13 protein-coding genes are annotated in these 18,590 nt (G+C 65.9%); 9 read left to right on the forward strand and 4 right to left on the reverse strand.

The features are described from left to right. Positions 1–160: 160 nt before the first annotated feature. The 4 genes from CBM2594_RS19620 to tssJ form a co-directional block, all read right to left on the reverse strand. A complete protein-coding gene (locus tag CBM2594_RS19620) occupies positions 161–2,881 on the reverse strand; it encodes a type VI secretion system Vgr family protein (protein WP_198048175.1) in 2,721 nt (906 codons plus the stop codon). 89 nt (positions 2,882–2,970) lie between these two features. Next, complete coding sequence (gene icmH / locus CBM2594_RS19625; protein WP_116358472.1) at positions 2,971–3,765, reverse strand: type IVB secretion system protein IcmH/DotU; 795 nt, start codon at positions 3,763–3,765, stop codon at positions 2,971–2,973. Next, positions 3,762–5,108, reverse strand: coding sequence for a type VI secretion system baseplate subunit TssK (tssK, locus tag CBM2594_RS19630; RefSeq protein ID WP_018007532.1), 1,347 nt, complete (start codon positions 5,106–5,108; stop codon positions 3,762–3,764). Before tssK ends, icmH begins: the two co-directional genes overlap by 4 nt. A gap of 40 nt (positions 5,109–5,148) precedes the next feature. Then, positions 5,149–5,841, reverse strand: a complete 693-nt coding sequence (gene tssJ / locus CBM2594_RS19635) for a type VI secretion system lipoprotein TssJ (protein ID WP_232346684.1) — start codon at positions 5,839–5,841, stop codon at positions 5,149–5,151. Between the two features lie 255 nt (positions 5,842–6,096). On the opposite strand from tssJ, the gene CBM2594_RS19640 reads away from it, so the two are divergent. The 9 genes from CBM2594_RS19640 (at position 6,097) to CBM2594_RS19680 (ending at position 18,581) form a co-directional block, all read left to right on the forward strand. Next, positions 6,097–6,741 (forward strand): tetratricopeptide repeat protein, encoded by a 645-nt coding sequence (locus CBM2594_RS19640; RefSeq protein ID WP_373457600.1) that lies wholly within the window; start codon positions 6,097–6,099, stop codon positions 6,739–6,741. A gap of 36 nt (positions 6,742–6,777) precedes the next feature. Next, on the forward strand, positions 6,778–7,293 hold the full coding sequence (gene tssB / locus CBM2594_RS19645; RefSeq protein WP_012355842.1) for a type VI secretion system contractile sheath small subunit: 516 nt from the start codon (positions 6,778–6,780) through the stop codon (positions 7,291–7,293). Further along, positions 7,286–8,776 carry a type VI secretion system contractile sheath large subunit gene (tssC, locus tag CBM2594_RS19650; protein ID WP_116358473.1) on the forward strand — a complete coding sequence of 497 codons (1,491 nt, stop codon included), beginning with the start codon at positions 7,286–7,288 and terminating at the stop codon, positions 8,774–8,776. Before tssB ends, tssC begins: the two co-directional genes overlap by 8 nt. Before the next feature lie 94 nt (positions 8,777–8,870). Continuing rightward, entirely contained in the window at positions 8,871–9,374 is a 504-nt protein-coding gene (locus tag CBM2594_RS19655; RefSeq protein WP_012355844.1) for an Hcp family type VI secretion system effector, read from the forward strand. Positions 9,375–9,434: 60 nt separating this feature from the next. Continuing rightward, positions 9,435–9,908, forward strand: a complete 474-nt coding sequence (gene tssE / locus CBM2594_RS19660) for a type VI secretion system baseplate subunit TssE (RefSeq protein ID WP_012355845.1) — start codon at positions 9,435–9,437, stop codon at positions 9,906–9,908. 103 nt (positions 9,909–10,011) lie between these two features. Next, on the forward strand, positions 10,012–11,859 hold the full coding sequence (gene tssF, locus CBM2594_RS19665; RefSeq protein ID WP_116358474.1) for a type VI secretion system baseplate subunit TssF: 1,848 nt from the start codon (positions 10,012–10,014) through the stop codon (positions 11,857–11,859). Continuing rightward, a complete protein-coding gene (gene tssG / locus CBM2594_RS19670) occupies positions 11,823–12,914 on the forward strand; it encodes a type VI secretion system baseplate subunit TssG (protein ID WP_116358475.1) in 1,092 nt (363 codons plus the stop codon). Before tssF ends, tssG begins: the two co-directional genes overlap by 37 nt. Before the next feature lie 89 nt (positions 12,915–13,003). Further along, positions 13,004–15,739 carry a type VI secretion system ATPase TssH gene (gene tssH, locus CBM2594_RS19675; RefSeq protein WP_116358476.1) on the forward strand — a complete coding sequence of 912 codons (2,736 nt, stop codon included), beginning with the start codon at positions 13,004–13,006 and terminating at the stop codon, positions 15,737–15,739. Positions 15,740–15,779: 40 nt separating this feature from the next. Then, complete coding sequence (locus tag CBM2594_RS19680) at positions 15,780–18,581, forward strand: type VI secretion system Vgr family protein (protein WP_116358477.1); 2,802 nt, start codon at positions 15,780–15,782, stop codon at positions 18,579–18,581. Positions 18,582–18,590: the final 9 nt, after the last annotated feature.

Here is an 18,590-nt window from a genome sequence, read left to right on the forward strand (position 1 = left end):
GCCCTCTTGACCCGGAGCGCCGTATGTCCATAACGATGCTCTTCTCCACCAGATGTATACGGGCCACCTATAAGCATGTGTATTTCGGCGTTCGGCTTAAGCTGATCTTTGACGATGGAATTCCTTGATTCCACTGTCTGGCTATTAAAAGGACTTGCCATTATGGTTTCTGGGCAGGGGGTAGGGCACCCCAAAGCACTTCGATATTCTCACTGGCAATCGTCTTTACCCTCAGGGTCAACCCGTCGGAGTCCGTCTCGCCGAAATATACTTCGCCTGTTTCAGTCGTCAGTTTATAAGGAAGGCCGGGAATCGGTTCACCATTTAATTCATTGACGGCTCGAACTTGTTGATCGTAAAGTTTCAGTCGTGTATCGGGCAAGCGGTCCAGCATAAAAGCCTTCCCCCCACCCCCCACCAACGGATGCCCAGCCCCCTTCACCGACAACACCCCCGGCGTCTCAAACATAATCGCATTCCCATCCAGCACAATCCGCGACGAGCCCCCGTGCAGCACCACCTTCTTCTGCGCCAGCACCTCGATGCCGTCGGCCGATGAGGTCACCGTCACAGCCTTGTCCGCCATCACTGCCAGCGCATCCGTATGCGCCTGGATGGAAACCGGTCCGCCGGACGCAATCGCGCGAATTCCCTGGCGTTGGCTGAACAGGCTCACGCCCTTGGCTGCTGCCGCGGCGAAGGTATTGGCCGCGCCGACGTGCCAGTCGGCCTGGGCGAGGCCCAGCAAGTGCCGTCCGGCGAAGATGCTGGTGGTGGCCTGCGTGGCCAGCGCAATCGAGCTGGGCGATTCCGCGACGAGCCATGGTTGTCCGAAGCGCTCGACGGGGGTGCCGGTATCTGGCCGCTTGGCGTCCTGCTCATTGACGCGGTCCGGATAGCTGCCGTCCTGCTGCGGATCGATGGCCTTGGCAAGCGGTTCGAAGGCGGCGACGGCGCCCAGCGGCAACGCCTGCTGCGACGTGGCGGCATCGGACAGGCGCTGGGCGGTACGTTCCGCGGCGGTGATCTGCCCGCGGGCTTCGCGGATGTCGAACATGGTGCCGGCGGCCCGGGCCTGTACCGTGGTGGACAGCAGCAGGCCGTTGCCAGCGCGGACGATGGCCCAGGCGTCGGTGCGCAGTTCGGCGCCGGTGCCGCGCCAGGTGCCGCGTTCCCCGCTGTTGGGGGCCTGGGCGATCACGTAGCCAAGGTTGAGCTGGGTTTCGGCGGCCGAGCTGGCCAGGCGCATGCGCAGCTGGCCGGTGTTGTCGTCGACCACCCACTGGTTGTAGCCGCCGTCGCTGAAGTTGTGCGAATGCCAGCCGGACAGCGCGGTGTTCAGCGGAGCCTCGGTGGCGGGCCAGGGCAGGGCGTCCTGTTCGTTGTGCAGTTGCGCGACCACCATCGGGCGGTCGATGTCGCCGTCGAGGTAGGTCAGCATGACCTCGGTGCCGGCGCGGGGCAGGTGATGCGCGCCCCAGTTGGGGCCGGCTGCGGCGGTGGCCACGCGCACCCAGGCGGTGACCTGGGTCAGGTCGTCCTGGGCCGGGTCCGCAGCGGTGTCGGCGCTGGGGTCGGCCATCGGCGCGCGCAGCCAGGGCAGGCGCACGCGCACGCGGTGGTCGCGCTCGGTGCTCAGTGGGGCGCCGCCTTCGGCGATGACGATGGCGGGCTGGCCTTCCGGTGCGGTGGGCTTGGGCGTGTACGCCGGCACGATCGGGGCGTCGGCGCGCACGGCTTCGAAGCGGTTGCGGTAGCTGCCGGCCTCGATGTCGGACAGGCCCAGCAGCAGCGCGACTTCGGCGCCCAGGTTGTTGGCGGCCTCATGGCGCACGGCCAGCGTGACGAACTCGTTCGCTGCGGTGTCGAAGTGCCCGGTCAGCGTGAAGCGTTCGCCGGCGCCCAGGGCACGCACGCTGCCTTCGCCCTCGTAGCGCAGGTAGCGGCCTTCATGCGCTTGCGCGCGCAACTGCGCGGCGCGGCGGGCGGCATCGGCGTCCGGGTAGCGGTAGGTGCCGCGCGTTTCGAAGGATTCCAGCGTTGGCCATTCGCCCAGGCTCTCGCTGCCGGCGTCGGCGGCGGTGGCGGCCAGGGACTTGTAGTCCCATGAGGCGACGGTGACGGCATTGGTGCCCGCGGCTGCCTGCGGCGACCAATGGTCGATCGCGTCTTCGCGCTCGGTGGCGTCGCTGCGGTGGAAGCGGATGTTGGGTTGCGCGCAGGCGGGGCGTTCGGCCTGGTTGTCGAAGATCACCAGGCAATGGCGGGACTGGGTCTTGTCGTCCTGGCCGGAGGCCTCGGCGTCGTCCTGTTGATGCTCGAAGCGGTAGGACAGGCCTTCTTCGGCCAGCAGCCGCGTGACAAAGGCAAGATCGGTCTCGCGATACTGGCAGCAGACCGAGCGCTTGCGCAGCGGCTGGCTCACTGCCATGCGGAAGTGCGCATGCGGATAGTCAGCCAGCACGTCTTCGACGATCTCCAGCGCGGTCTTGTCCTGATAGACATAGCAATCGGTGCGCGCGCGCAGGCGATCGAACCAGGTCCCCACCGTGAGGCGATAGCGAGCCAGGCCGCCGTCGCCGCCGATGGCTGCGCAGCTCTGCACGTAGCCGTGCCAGGCGCGGCGCGTGCCGTCGGCAAGCATCAGCCGCAGCGTGATTTCCTCGGCGGCCAGGCGCGCAGTGTCCAGATGCGCGGACGGGCTGAGGCAATCGATCTGCAGCTGGAAGGGCGCGCAGACGCCCTCGTGCGCGACAAAGCGCTCCACTACCAGGTCGTCGGCGGTAAGCGCCGTCTCCAGCGTGATCTGGCGCGTGCGCTGGCCCAGCAGCCCGGACAGGGCGGCCATCGCGGATGACGGGTAAGAGGACAAGGGCTTCATCGGAGCAGGGTCGCGCTAGAGGGTTCGGCATGCGGGCCTGGATGCGGCAGGACCGCCTTCGATGGCATCAAGGCGGCATCAACGCGGCATCAGGGCAGCGAGATGGTCAGGTGCGAATAACGCGGCCCCAGCTTGATCACTTGGGAGTAGCCTTGCAGCGTGTCGTTGGTCTGCGAGCGCAGCGTGGTCGACAGCCCCAGGAAGGCCAGCAGTGCGATCAGTGCAAAGACCGCGCCGAAGATCCACAGCGGGGTTTCGCGCTTGAGCGCGTGCGAGATCTTGTCCGGAATCGGCCATTGCGGGGCAAACGCGGCGCGCTTGCCCTTGATCGCCGAGATCTCGTCGCCCAGCCGCGCGGTCAGGTAGGCCAGTTTTTCCGGGCCTTCCAGGATGTACTTGCCGCGGAACCCCAGCAGCAGGCACATGTGGAAGACTTCCAGCGCCTGCAGGCGGGGCGCGCCGTGGGCGCGCAGTTCTTCCAGCTTGGTGAAGAAGCCTTCGCCGGCCAGTTGCTCGCCGAACAGCACCAGTTGCAGCGGACGCCGTTCCCACGTGCTGCGGATGCTGAAGTTCGACGCGAGGATGGTCTCGTCGATGGCAGCGCAGAAGGCGTACTTGGCATCGAAGATGTCTTCGGCCGCCACATTCAGCCGCTTGGCGCCGCGCTCGAAATCATCGAGAAAGTCGCGCACCTTCTGCAGGAACTCTTCGGCGCTGCCCGGCTGCTGGCCGTTGCGCAGCAGGAAGAGCATGAAGAAGCCATCGTAGAGCAGGTCGAGCAGCGTGCGCGCGTGCATGGCGCCGTCGGCGGAGCCCGCGGCGGCAGGGGAGGGCTGGCCGGCCGGCGAGCCGCCGAACAGCGAAGGCGTTGAGGTAGCGCTCATGAGGTCACCGCAATCAGTTCAAGTTTGAGTTCCCGGATGCCGGCCGGGGTGTAGATGGTGATGGTCTGGGCCTGCAGCATGCGGTCATAGAGCGCGCCGCGCGCCTCGATCGCGAAATAGCACGCGCCCGGGCGCACCGGGATCGCGGGCGGTACCTGCGGGGTGTAGGTCAGCGGCACGCCCGGCATCGAGGACAGCACCAGCTTGTCGACATCGTCCGGGGCGCCGACCTTGAAGCGGCTGGGGATGGCCTCGACCAGCTCGGCCACGGGCATGTCCGCGCTGACCGACAGATAGAAGCTGGTCTTGTCGTCGATCTTGCCGGAGTCCAGGCGTCCCAGATGGAACGAGGGACGGGTCTCGTCCAGTGCGATCGAAAAGTAGCGCGTGGAGATGACGGTATCGAGCAGGTCGCGGATGATGCTGTCCAGCCGCGCGAAGACCGGGCCCGGGCTGTCGTGGTCATAGACCGGCAGGTCGGCCAGCGTGTGGCTCTTGGAAAAGGTCATCAGCGCGCCGGCCAGGCGCAGCATTTCCTGGAACAGGCGTTCGGGATGCAGTTCGGGATGGTGGAACAGGTGCGCCAGCGCGGCGAACGAGGCATTGGCGGTGTGCAGCAGCCAGAACGACGCGATATCGCCCGAGCGAAACTCGATGATGTTCTTGGTGGGTTCGCGATGGAAGCCGTACAGCGCATTGACCTTGGCCTGCAGCGCATCGATCAGCCGGCGCAGGCGCAGGTACAGCACCGCCGAGGCGTTGATCGACAGGCTCGGTGCGACAAAGGTCTCGTCCAGTTCAAAGCCGCCGGTTGCGGTACGCCGGATGCGCACCACCGGCAGCGAGATGAACTGGTCGCGCGGCTCGGTCTCGGCCACCAGCCGCACGGCCTTCTTCAGGTAGGTGATGGCCGCCGGTTCCGCTTCGGTGAACAGGTCCGAGGTTTCGGTCTGCAGGCCGACATAGCGGGACGACAGCGATCCTTCGGCGTCGTCGCGGTAGTTGCCGCCGGCATCGTGCAGCGGCTGCAGGGCCAGGTAGAACGTCAGCTCCGAAGTGCCGGCGGGGATTGCATCCAGCACCACGGGCGGCGGCAGTTCGTCGGCCTGGGGCGCGGAATAGAGCTCGCCATCGGGAAAGAACAGCGACAGCTCGGTCACGCGCAGCACCCCGCTCGCGAGCGCATCCGTGTCAAAGCTGGCATTGCGCACGCCCCAGCCGTAGGGCTGGATCACTTGCGCGGTGGCGTGCAGGCGCGACTCATGGTACGCGTCCTGCCGCTGGAAATGCTGGGGCCGCAGAAACAGGCCTTCGCCCCACAGAATCTTGGCGGAATAACTCACGTTTGCCTTTGTTGTCCTTGTTGGTGCCGGTTTGGCTGCGTCAGGTGCGGCAGCTGGCTGCGGAGACGAGGTTCAGGTTGCTGCTGGCCGCAGCCCCGGCCGGGGTGATGGCATCGCCCACGGTCAGCGTCATGGCGCAGGCGTGCAGGCCAATGGTTACTCCCGATTTCTCGCTCCTGGCGCTGTCGAATGCAAACTTCCAGCGCTGTGGGGCAGGGCTGCGAAACAGCGCCACCACGCCGAAAGTACCTGCCTCGCGCGTGATCTTTTCCACGATTTCATAGCGCTGGCCCGGAATTAGAGTCATCTCTCTAACTTGCACGAGGTCAGCGCCCAGTGTCTTCTGTTCTCGTTGCGGGTCGATGAAGGTGTCGAACGGCGCCTGCAGGAAGCTGGTGGGATCCTTCAGTTTGTAGAGCCGGACCACGATGGCGGCCGGCCGATTATCGGCCGCAGCATTCAGGTTGGTGCCGGCATACAGCTTGAGCGGGACTTCCCGCGGCGGTTTCTGGGATTCCGGCACGTTGGACGGCTTCAGGCCAACGGCTTCCAGCGCGCCGCTGGCTGCCCCCGCCAGCAGCGTGCCGCCGACCGCGCACCCGGTCAGCGCCGCAACGCAGACAGCGGCGGCTAGGCCCGCACCCAGCCTGGCCCGCCAGGCCGCCGCCGCGCGGCGCGGGGCGTGTCCGGTCGGCTCCCTGTCCGGCCTCTGACTGAATTCAATTTGTCGCATGACAGAAGTTAGAAACATCTAATTCAGCAGTTGGGGCGTTTCCGACAAAACGGTACAGAACTACCAAAAAGTACTAATGCTGACAATATCCACCGATCTGTTGTCAGCCGTAAGCGGCAGAGTGTACTATTCCGGCCAATTCGGGTTCAACACAGTTCTGACATTATTGGCATTTGGCGCTTTTCCCGAGCGGATCTCGCCAAAGCCTGGCCCGAATCGCCCCGCCGCAATCTTGAACCTTCACAGAGACTCGCCGTGAACGACTACAAGCCCAAGTCAGGAATCCAACGCACCCTGGTGATGCTGGCCAGCACCGCCGTGCTGCTTGCCGGCTGCGCAACCTCCAGCCCGGGGCCGCAGAGCGATGAGTCGTTCAAGCAAAGCATGTCCGAGGCCGAAGCGGCACTGAGCAGCGGCCAGCGCGAGCAGGCCATCAGCCTGTTCGAGCAGATCGCGAAGAACAACCCGACCCGTGAAGAACCGTGGTCGCGCATGGCACAGATCGAGTTCGGTGCCGAACACTATCCGCAGGCGATCGTCGCGGCCGAAGAGGCGCTGCAGCGCGACGCCACCGATCGCAAGGCCAAGAGCGTGCTGGCGGTGAGCGGCCTGCGCGTGGCGCGCCGCTCGCTGCAGGAACTGCGCGCGGACAGCGCCCTGGCAGGCGATGTGCGTTCCGACGCCCAGTTGCTGGCGCAGATGCTGCGCGACACGCTGGGCGAGCAAGTGCTGTTCCCCCGCGAAAAGCATGCCGCACCACCGGCCAAGCCTGCGCCGCGCCGCCGTGCGGCCGCGGCCAAGCCTGCGGCCGCCGCGGCAACCGCGGCACAGCCGGCACAGCCGGCACAGCCCGCAGCTTCGGGCGGCGGCGGCGCAGACCCCTTCGGCGCCCTGCGCTGATCCTCATACCGGATTCCGCCAGATCGGAGAGTAGTGATGGCCAAGAAAGAAAGTGTCCAGAAGCGCCTGCAGAAGGTGCGCCCCCCGCGCGTGCAGCTGACGTACGACGTCGAGAAGGGCGATGCCATCGAGCAGAAGGAGTTGCCTTTTGTCGTGGGCGTGGTGGCTGACCTGTCGGGCCAGTCCGAAGTGGCGCAGCCGAAGCTGCGCGACCGCAAGTTCGTCAATATCGACCGCGACAACTTCGACGACGTGATGGCCGGCATCGAGCCGCGCGCGGCGTTCCAGGTGCCGAACACGCTGTCTGAAGAAGGCGGCAAGTTTGGCGTGGACCTGAAATTCCATTCCCTCGAAGACTTCAACCCGGAAGCCGTGGTCGAGCAGATCGAGCCGCTGCGCAAGCTGCTCGAGGCCCGTTCCAAGCTGGCCGACCTGCGCAACAAGCTGGCAGGCAACGACAAGCTGGAAGACCTGCTCTCGGAAGTGCTGACCAATACCGAGTCGCTGCAGAAGCTCGGTGCCAATGCCAGGAACGGTGGCGACGATGCTTGATAACCAGTCCGCTGCAGTTGCCCAGCCCGGCGCGGCTGTCGGCACGTTGAACCTGCTCGATGAGATCGTCGAGCAAAGCAAGGTTGCCAAGTCGGATTCCGAGCATGCCCGCGCCAAGGACATCATCGGCGAACTGGTCAGCCAGGTGCTGGACGGCACCGTGGTGGTCTCCGACAACCTGTCGGCGACGCTGGATGCGCGCGTGGCCGAACTGGACCGCCTGATCTCGGCCCAGCTCAGCGCCGTGATGCACGCGCCTGAGTTCCAGAAGCTGGAAAGCACGTGGCGCGGCCTGTCGTACCTGGTCAAGGAAACGCAGACCGGCACGATGATCAAGATCAAGGCGCTGAACGCCACCAAGCGCGACCTGGTGCGCGACTTCAAGACCGCGATCGACTTCGACCAGAGCGCGCTGTTCAAGAAGGTCTACGAGGAAGAGTTCGGCACCTTTGGCGGGGCACCGTTCGGCGCGCTGATCGGCGACTATGAAATCACGCGCCAGCCGGAAGATGTCTATTTCATCGAGCAGATGTCGCACGTGGCTTCGGCCTCGCACGCACCCTTTATCGCGTCGGCGTCGCCCGAGCTGCTGGGCCTGGAAACCTTCGCCGATCTCGGCAAGCCGCGCGATCTGGCAAAGGTGTTCGATACCGTCGAATATGCCAAGTGGAAGTCATTCCGCGAATCCGAGGATTCGCGCTACGTCGGCCTGACCATGCCGCGCTTCCTGGGGCGCCTGCCGTACAACCCGAAGGATGGCACCACGGTCGAGGGCTTCAACTTCGTCGAGGATGTGGACGGCACCGACCATGGCAAGTACCTGTGGTGCAACGCCGCCTGGGCCTTCGGCGCGCGGCTGACCGCAGCGTTTGAAGACTTCGGCTGGTGCGCAGCCATCCGCGGCGTCGAAGGCGGCGGCCTGGTCGAGGACCTGCCGACGCATACCTTCAAGACCGACGACGGCGAGATCGCGCTCAAGTGCCCGACCGAGATCGCCATCACCGACCGCCGCGAGAAGGAGCTGAGCGATCTTGGCTTCATCCCGCTGGTGCACTGCAAGAACTCGGACTACGCCGCGTTCTTCGCCGCCCAGTCGGTGCAGAAGCCCAAGAAGTACAACACCGACAGCGCCAATGCCAATGCCGTGCTGTCGGCGCAGCTGCAGTACATCTTCTCGGTGTCGCGCGTGGCGCATTACCTCAAGGCCATGATGCGCGACAAGATCGGCAGCTTTGCTTCAGCGCAGAACGTGGAGAGCTTCCTGAACCGCTGGATCTCGCAATACGTTCTGCTGGACGACAATGCCAGCCAGGAGCAGAAGGCACAGTTCCCCTTGCGGGAAGCCTCGATCCAGGTGTCGGAGGTACCCGGCAAGCCGGGCACCTACCGCTCCGTCGCCTTCCTGCGCCCGCACTTCCAGCTTGACGAACTTTCGATCTCGCTGCGGCTGGTTGCGGATTTGCCGAAAGCGGCAAACGCCTGACCGCGATCCCTGCGGGGGAAAGCGGGCGCAGTACCTAGCAATGCCGGGAAACTGGCAAGAAGCCTAAATAGCGATTTTCATCGAGGGTCTTTCCATGAAGGATATCTACGTCAAGTTCGGCAGCCCGGCAATCAAGGGCGAATCGCAAGACAAGGACCACAAGGACTGGATCGAGGTCAACACCTGGAAGCACAGCATCACGCAGCCGCGTTCGGCAACCGCGTCGACCGCGGGCGGCCACACCGCCGAGCGCTGCGAGCACGGCGAGATGGTGTTCACCAAGGATCTGGACGTGGTCAGCCCGCTGCTGTACCAGCACGTCTCGGGCGGTACCACGTTCGACGAAGTCACCATCGACTTCCTGCGTGCCGACGGTGAAGGCAAGCGCGTCAAGTACCTGGAAATCAAGCTGAAGAACGCCATCCTGGGCGCGGTGTCGGCCAACGTCGTTGCCGAAGGCATCCCCAGCGACAGCTTCACGCTGAAGTACGCTGCCGTGCAGTGGAAGTACACGCAGCAGAAGATCGGCGGCAACCAGGGCGGCAATTCGCAGGGCGCGTGGAGCCTGACCAAGAACGACAAGACCTACTCGGTCTGACGTTCCAGCAGTCAAGCCTTGCCGCGGCAGCGTTGCCGCGGCATTTGCTTGTTCGCTCCCATGAAAGGCTTTGAGCCCAGCCTGCTCGACAAGCTCTTCGACGACGAGCCGCACGCGCCGCTGCCCAGCGCGCTGCGGCAATTGTCGCTGGAGGAGCTGAAGGCGACGGTCGCCCGCGACATCGAGTCGCTGCTGAACACGCGCATCGTCCATGAGGATGCCGATTTCAACGGCTTGCCCGAATGCCGCCGCTCGCTGCTGACCTATGGGCTGAATGACTTCGCGGGGCTGAGCCTGGCCAGCTTCGATGATCGACAGTACATCTGCCAGTCGCTGCGCAATGCGATCGAGCGCCATGAGCCGCGGTTGCAGAACGTCAACGTCGCGCTGTCGGTCAACGAGCGGGCCACCAGCGTGCTGTGCTTTGGCATCAGCGCGGTACTGCTGGTGGGGCCCGCGCGCGAGCCGGTCAGCTTCGATGCCATGCTGCAGCCATCGACGCTGCAGTATTCGGTTACGCGAGGGCGTGGCTGAAGCGCGGCGACGGTTCGGATGACGGCCAAAAGCCGCCGCCGAAGACCGCCAGACTTCCAAAGCGCGCCACCCGCGTCACCAGTGTCACCACCGGCCACACAGAATGGAAGACTTGCTGCCATATTACGAACGCGAACTGGCCTTTCTGCGCCGGTATTCGCGCGACTTTGCCGAGCGCTATCCCAAGATCGCGGCGCGCCTGGCAATGTCGGCCGATGGCTGCGACGACCCGCACGTCGAGCGGATGATCGAATCGTTCGCCTTCCTGTCTGCCCGCATCAGCAAGAAGCTCGACGACGAATACCCCGAATTTACCGAAGCGCTGCTGGAGGTGCTGTACCCGCACTACCTGAGCCCGTTCCCGTCCTGCTCGATCGCACATTTCGACGTGGCCGGCATGGCCGCGCAACTGAGTGCGCCGGTCAAGGTGCCGCGCGGCACGTTGCTGACGACACGACCGGTGCGCAAGGTGGAATGCCGTTTCCGCACCGCCTATGACGTGACCTTCCTGCCGTTGCGGGTGGCTGCGGCCGGCTTTGAACGGGCCGTGTCTGCGCCGTCGACGGTCAACCTGCCGAAAGGCGCCACCGGCGCGATCTCGATCGAGCTGGAGTACCTGGGCGAGCAGGGCGGCTTCGATGCGCTCGGCCGCCAGGCGGTGCGCGTGTACCTGGATGGCGAGCCGTCGTTTGTGGCAGCGCTGGGCGACGCGCTGTTCCTGCACGTGGCCGCTGCGTATGTGGAAGAGCGCCCGGGTGTGTGGAAGCGCCTGCAGCGCGTGCCGCTGCAGGAAGTCGGCTTTGGCGCGGACGAGGCGCTGATCGACACCCCGGCACGTTCGCATCCTGCATACCGCCTGCTGAGCGAGCACTTCGGCTTCGCCGAGAAATTCAATTTCTTCGATATCGACCTCGACCCGGTTCAGCGGGCGCTGTTGCCCGGCGCCGCCACGCGCCGCGTGACCCTGCACCTGGTGCTGACCGATGTGCGCAGCGACAGCAACACCGCGCGCCTGCTCGAAGGGCTTGGCGCGGCGCACCTGCGCCTGCACTGCACGCCGGTGGTCAACCTGTTCCGGCAGAAGGCCGACCCGATCCGCATCGAGCATACCGCCACCGCATACCCCGTGGTGGCCGACAGCCGGCGCGCTCATGGCTTCGAGATCTATTCGATCGACCAGGTGCAACTGGTGCGTGAAACCGCCGCCAGCCAGGACGTGGTGGAATTCCGGCCGTTCTATTCGCTGCACCACGGCGAAGATCCGGGCCGCGCCGGCCATTACTGGATTGCCCGCCGCAACGCCCTGGTAGCGGAACGCAGCCCGGGCTTCGAGACCGAGATTTCGATCGTCGATTCCGACTTCGACCCCGCCAGCCCACGCACCGAAACACTGAGCCTCAGTGTGACCTGCACCAACCGCGACCTGCCCGCGCTGCTGGCGTTTGGCCAGCCGGATGGCGACCTGGCCATGGAGGGCAGTTCGATCGCGCGGCGCATCAGCTTCCTGCGCAAGCCCACGCCGTCGATGCGGCTGAGCAGCGGGCGCTCGTCGCAATGGCGGCTGGTTTCGCTGCTGGCGCTGAACCACCTGTCCCTCGTGCAGAACGGCCTGGCGACGCTCAAGGAGATGCTGCGCCTGCATGACCTGCCGCGCAGCGCGATTTCGGCGCGGCAGATCGAAGGCATCGTCGGCCTGGACTACAAGCCGGCCACGCAATGGCTGGCCGGCAAGCCCTTTGCCACCTTTGTGCGCGGGCTCGAGATCCAGCTGACGCTGGACGAGGATGCCTTCGTCGGCACCGGCCTGCATCGCTTTGTCCGGGTCATGGACCATTTCTTTGGCCTGTATGTCCACATGAACAGCTTTGTGCAGCTGGTCGCGGTATCGCGCCGCGGCGGCAAGGAACTGGCAAGATGCGCACCCCGCAGCGGCGAATCGATCCTGGTGTAATCCGCACGCTGCTGCGGCAACCCTACCGCTATGAGTTCTTCCAGGCGGTGCGGCTGCTCGAGCTCCACTATGCGCGCGAAGGTGCCGGCACACCGGAACAGGTGCTGGCCACGCGCGTCGCCTTCCGCAATACCTTGTCGCTGTCGTTCCCGCCGAGCGAACTGCAATCCATCGAGCCCGCCACCGCGCTGAACGGGGCGCTTGAAAGCGAAGAAGCGTTCGCGCAGGCGCTGGCCGACGGTGCGCTCGACCACGTGTCGATCACGCCTACCTTCTTCGGCATGCTCGGCGCGCAGGGCGCGTTGCCGCTGCACTACACCGAGATCGTGGCGGAGCGCGAAACCCTGCGCCGCGACCGCGCGGCACGCGCCTTCTTCGACATCTTCTCCAATCGCGCCACGGCGTTGTTCTACCAGGCGTGGAAGAAGTACCGGCTGCCGTTCCAGCATGAGGTCGACCGCAACCGGCATTACCTGCCACTGCTGCTGTCGCTGGCCGGGATGGCGGACAAGTCCATGCGGCGCAGCTTGTCAGGCACGGCCGGCGTCGTGCATGACGAAGCGCTGGCCGGGTATGCCACCGCCGCGCGCCACCGGCCGGTATCGGCGGCGTATCTGCAGCAGGTGCTGTCCGACTACTTCCAGGCCGAGGTGCGCGTGGAGCAGTTCGTCGGCGGTTGGTACCAGGTGCCGCCGTCGCAGTATTCGCGGCTCGGCGGCACCAACAACCTGCTGGGCGCCACAGCTCTGGCCGGGGCCCGCGTCTGGCAACGGGACCTGCGCGTGCGCATCTGGATGGGGCCGCTGGGGCGCGAGCAGTATCGCAATTTCCTGCCTGGTGCCGAAGGCGCGCTGGCCCTGCGCAAGATGGTGACCGTGCTGTGCGGCGCGACGCTGGAGTACGAAGTGGGCCTGATCTTGCGCGCAAGCGATGTATCCGGCTGCGAGCTTGGTGCGCAAGGCAGCGGCAGGCTCGGCTGGGATACCTTCCTCAGCACCAGGCCGGCCCGCCAGGACCGCAGCGATGCCCGCTACACGCTTGCGCCCGTGCACTGAGCGCAGATTTGATTTCGTCCTGATTCGCCACTATTCGCCACTAACGCGCGCCACCAACGCGATTCACACCTACCGGAGCCCAAGCCGCCATGGCCATTCCCCTCAAGACGTTGATCGCCAAACTGAATGCAAGCTGCCGGCAGGCTGCGGAGCGCGCCGCGTCGCTGTGCATGGCGCGCGGCAACTATGAGGTCGACCTGGAGCACCTGTTTCTGGCACTGCTGGAGAACGGTCGCAGCGATTTCGCGGTGGCGGTTCGCGCCAGCGGCATCGATGCCTCGGCGCTGCAGCGCGACCTGGAAGCCGAGATTGCGCGCTTCAAGGATGGCAATACGCGCACGCCGGCCTTTTCGCCCTATCTGCCCAAGCTGTTCGAACATGCGTGGCTGATCGCGTCGCTCGACTCGCAGACCACCCGCATCCGTTCCGGCCATCTGCTGCTGGCCTTGCTGACCGAGCCGGCGCTGGCACCGCTGGCGGTGCGCGGCTCGCATCGCTTTGCCGAGTTCGATGCGGACCGCCTCAAGCATGATTTCGACAAGATGACCGCCGGCTCTGAAGAGCGCGAGCAGGCGGTGGACATTGCCGATGGCGGTGCGGCCACGGCAAGCGCCAGCGGTGCCGCAGCGGCGCCCGCGCTGACCGCGACGCCGGCGCTCGACCAGTTCACCGTCGACCTGACCCAATCGGCCCGCGATGGCCGCATCGACCCGGTGATCGGGCGCAACGCGGAAATTCGCCAGGTCATCGACATCCTGATGCGGCGCCGCCAGAACAACCCCATCCTGACCGGCGAGGCCGGTGTCGGCAAGACCGCGGTGGTGGAAGGCCTTGCCCAGCGCATCGCCGTGGGCGACGTGCCGCCGCCGCTGCAGGGCGTGACCGTGCGTACGCTCGACATGGGCCTGCTGCAAGCCGGTGCCAGCGTCAAGGGCGAATTCGAGAACCGCCTGAAAAACGTGATCGAGGAAGTCCGCAAGAGCCCGCAGCCCATCATCCTGTTTATCGACGAAGCCCATACCATCATCGGCGCGGGCGGCCAGGCCGGGCAGAACGATGCCGCCAACCTGCTCAAGCCGGCGCTGGCGCGCGGCGAACTGCGCACCATCGCCGCGACCACCTGGAGCGAGTACAAGAAGTACTTCGAGAAGGACGCCGCCTTGGCGCGGCGCTTCCAGGTGGTCAAGGTCGACGAGCCCAGCGAGACCCTGGCCGCAGCCATGCTGCGCGGCATGGTGCCGCTGATGGAACGCCATTTCGGCGTGCGCGTGCTGGACGAGGCCATTACCGAGGCGGTGCGCCTGTCGCACCGCTACATCAGCGGGCGCCAGCTGCCGGACAAGGCGGTGAGCGTGCTCGATACCGCTTGCGCCAAGGTGGCGCTGGGGCAGAACGCCACGCCGGGCGCGATCGAGGACGATCGCAAGGCGCTGGAACGCCTAGGTGTTGAGCTGGCGGCGCTGCAGCGCGAGCAACGCGCGGGTGCCGCGCACGCTGAGCGCCTGGCAGCGCTGGAAACGCAGCGGGCCGAACTGGAACAACGTGTGGCCGCTGCCGATGCCCGGCTGGCGCAGGAGCGCGAATTGGTGGCGCGCATCCAGGCACTGCGCACCGCACGGGAACAGGGCGCCGATGCCGAGGTGGACGCCGTTGAGCCGGCCATGGCCGCGAACAGCGATGTGGTGGCGATGCCCCGCAAGGGCAGCCGCAAGGCGGCCGCTGCGGCGGCAGCGGCTGAGCCCGATGAACTTGACCGGCTACTGGCGGAACTACGTGCGCTCCAGGGTGAAGCGCCGATGGTGCCATTGCAGGTGGATGGGCACGTGGTCTCAGAGATCGTATCGGCATGGACCGGTATTCCGCTCGGCCGCATGGTCAAGGACGAACTGCGCACGGTGCTGAACCTGAAGCCCTTACTGGCCGCCCGCGTGATCGGACAGGACCATGCGCTGGATGCCATCGCCCAGCGCGTGCGCACCGCCACCGCCAACCTGGAAGATCCCAACAAGCCCCGCGGCGTGTTCCTGTTCGCCGGCCCGTCGGGCGTCGGCAAGACCGAAACCGCGCTGGCGCTGGCCGACATCCTCTACGGTGGCGAGCGCAAGCTCATCACCATCAACATGAGCGAGTACCAGGAAGCGCACAGCGTGTCCGGCTTGAAGGGCTCGCCGCCCGGCTATGTCGGCTACGGCGAGGGCGGCGTGCTGACCGAGGCCGTGCGTCGCAATCCCTATAGCGTGGTATTGCTGGACGAAATCGAGAAAGCACATCCGGACGTGCTGGAGATGTTCTTCCAGGTCTTCGACAAGGGCGAGATGGACGATGCCGAAGGGCGGCCCATCGACTTTCGCAACACCATCATCATCCTCACGTCGAACGTCGGCTCGTCGGCCATCATGCAGGCTTGCCTGAACAAGCCCGCAGAGGAACTGCCTGACGCCGATGCCCTGGCCGAGATGCTGAGGCCGACGCTGTACAAGGCCTTCAAGCCGGCCTTCCTGGGGCGTACCAAGGTAGTGCCGTACTACCCGATCCCGGACGACGTGCTGGTCGAGATCATCACGCTCAAGCTGGGCCGTATCCGCGACCGCGTGGCGGCCAACCACCAGGCGGAATTCCAGTGGGACAACGCGCTGGTCGAGGCGGTGCTGGCACGCTGCACTGAAGTGGATGCCGGCGCGCGCGCCGTCGACCATATCCTGAACGGCACGCTGCTTCCGGAAATCGCGCAGACCGTGCTGGTGCGCATGGCCGAGGGCGGCGGCGTCGGCAAGATCAAGGTCACCACGGGCAAGAACGGTGAGTTCAAGTACCGCATCAGCTGATATCGGCATGCGCAGACTCGTGACATCGCGGGAGTAATTCATGGTTTCAGCGACCGACCTGGCCAAACTGTTTGGCGCCGCCTTCTCGCAAGCCAACCGCTTGCTGCGCCTGCAGACGCCCCTTGGGCAAGCCGCGCTGATGCCGGAGCAGCTGCGGGCGGCAGAGCAGCTGGACGGCGGCGGGTTCCGCATCGAACTGACGGCGGTATCGGACAACGCCGGCATCGAAGCGCAAAGCCTGCTGGGCCAGGCTGTGCGTGTGGACCTGCTGACCCAGCGCAGCCGCACCACGCTGCGGCCCTTCCACGGCCACGTCACACGCTTTGAGCGCGTGGGCGCCAACGGCGGGCTGGCCCGCTACCGGATGGTGATCGAGCCATGGCTGGCGTTCCTGCGCCACCGGCGCGACAGCTTCCTGTTCCAGGACATGTCGGTCGTCGACGTGGTGGAAAGCGTGTTCGGCGACTATGGCGGACAGGGCAAGCTCGTGCCGGCGTGGCGCTGGGCGCTGCGCGACGCCTCGGCGTATCCACGCCGCAGCATCGTCACGCAGTACGAAGAGAGCGACTTCGATTTCGTCACGCGCCTGCTCGCCGAAGAGGGCTTGTTCTACTACTTCGAACATGAAGCCACCGACGGCGAGACACTGGGCGTGCACCGCATGGTGATCGCCGATGCCAACGATGTCTTCCAGGACAACGAACAGGCCAGCATCCGCTTCGGCCGCGCCGATGCCACCGCCGCCGAAGACGTGATCGACCGCTGGCAAGGCGTACGCAGGCTGCAGACCAATGCCGTGGCCGTGGCCAGCTGGGACTATCGCGCCAAGGCGGTGCGCAGCGCCGAGGCCGGTGCGCCAGCCGAAGGCAATTCAGCCGCCCCGGCCTTGCAGGACACCGATTACCCCGGCCAATACTGGTTCGAGGACGGCGACCAGGCGCAGCGCCATGCCCGGCAACTGATGGAGGCGCTGGAAGTCCGGCGCCTGTCGTTTTCAGGCGAGGGCAGCGTGCGCACGCTGGCACCCGCCAGCCGCTTCGTGCTGACCGGCCATTATGACTATGAGCGCGTGCAGGGAGACGACGAACGCCGCTTTGTCGTCCTGGCAGTGGCGCACGCGGCCCGTAACAACCTGAACGAGCGCTTCCGGAGCGTGATCGATCAATTGCTCGGGACAGACCTGGCTACCGCGGCGCCAGCCGACGCCACTACGGTCGCCGCGGACGTGCCGTTCTACCGCAACCAATTTACGGTAGTGCCGGCAAAGGTCCCATACCGCCCGCAGCAACTTGACGGGCAAGGCCGGCAGCTACACCCGCGGCCCACCGTCACCGGCGCACAGACCGCCATCGTCATCGGCACGGACGGTCCCGTGCATACCGACCGCGATCATCGGGTAAAGGTCCAGTTCCACTGGCAGCGCGGCGCTCGTTCGACCAGCCGGCTGTCGCATCCCGCCGGCGACGACAACGCGCGCGCCGAAGCCGGTTTGGGCACCTGGGTGCGCGTAGCGACTCCGGTAGCCGGCGCCAACTGGGGCGGCGTGGCATTGCCGCGCGTCGGCCAGGAAGTAGTCGTCGAATTCCAGCACGGCGACATCGACCGCCCGGTGGTGATCGGCGCCGCCTACAACGGCCGCGGCCAGGCCAGCGCCCAATACAACCAGAACCAGACCGGCGCAGCCAACGCCACCGGCAACGCACCGGCGTGGTTTGCCGGCAGCAATGATGCTGCCGAGGGCAAGCAGGACGGCGGTGCCCAGCCCAACGGCCAGCAAGGCCACGCCCACAATGCGGTGCTGTCCGGCATCAAGACCCAGGCACTGGGCAACAGCCAGGACGGTACCGGCGGCTATAACCAGCTTGTCTTCGACGATACCTCGGGACAAAGCCGCACGCTGCTATCCACCACGCAAGCGGCCTCGGCGCTGACGCTCGGCCACCACTTGGAACAGCGCGACAACGCCCGCCAGGCAGCCCTCGGCCACGGCGCCGCGCTGGAAACGGCGGACAGCGGCGCTCTCCGCGGCGGCTCAGGCATGCTGCTGACCGCGCACGGCGCTGGCACCAGCGTGCCCTTGCTCGACAGCGAGGGGGCTGCAACGCAGGTGGAAGCCAGCACCGAACTGCTGACCTCGCTGGCCGATGTCGCGCGCAAGCAGAAGGCGGACTTGCCGGACGAGCCGGCTCCCGCCGAACTGCCGGCCATCGCCCAGCTGAAGCACACCACCGAAGTGCTGCGCCATACGGAAGCCGCAGCGGATGGCAAGGCCAATGCCACTGCCTACAACGAGCCTCACCTGCAGGTCTCCGCACCCGAGGGCATCGCCGCGATTACGCCTGCGGATGCGGTGCTGGTCGCCGGTACGCAGCTGACGGTGGCGGCGCAGAAGGATACCAATGTGGCGGCGGGCGGGAATCTGTCGGTGGCGGTGGGTGAGGGGCTGAGTTTGTTTACCCATGGGAAGGCTGGGGGGGAGGCCGGTGTGGGGATTGCGATGCATGCGGCGAGTGGGAAGGTCGGGGTTGCCAGCTTGCAGGGACAGGGACGCATTGCGGCGGAGAAGCTGGTGACGGTGTCCTCGTCTCAGGGCGCGGTCAATGTGCAAGCGAAGGAGCATGTGTTGTTGAATGCGGCCGGGGCGCAGGTCCGGGTGATGGGGAACACGATTGAGCTGCATGCGCCGGGGATGACTACGTTTAAGGGGGCGCAGCATTTGTTTGTGGGGCCGGGGGGGAGGGGGGCAAATACGAGCCTGCCCAAGGGAGAGCTACCCTTGTGCGAGTATCAGACGCTGGGCGCGGAATCTACCGGTGCCGGCATCGTTCCGATTCAACTCTGATTCGGTAGC

It is taken from the genome of Cupriavidus taiwanensis (genome assembly GCF_900249755.1).
GTDB lineage: Bacteria > Pseudomonadota > Gammaproteobacteria > Burkholderiales > Burkholderiaceae > Cupriavidus > Cupriavidus taiwanensis_D.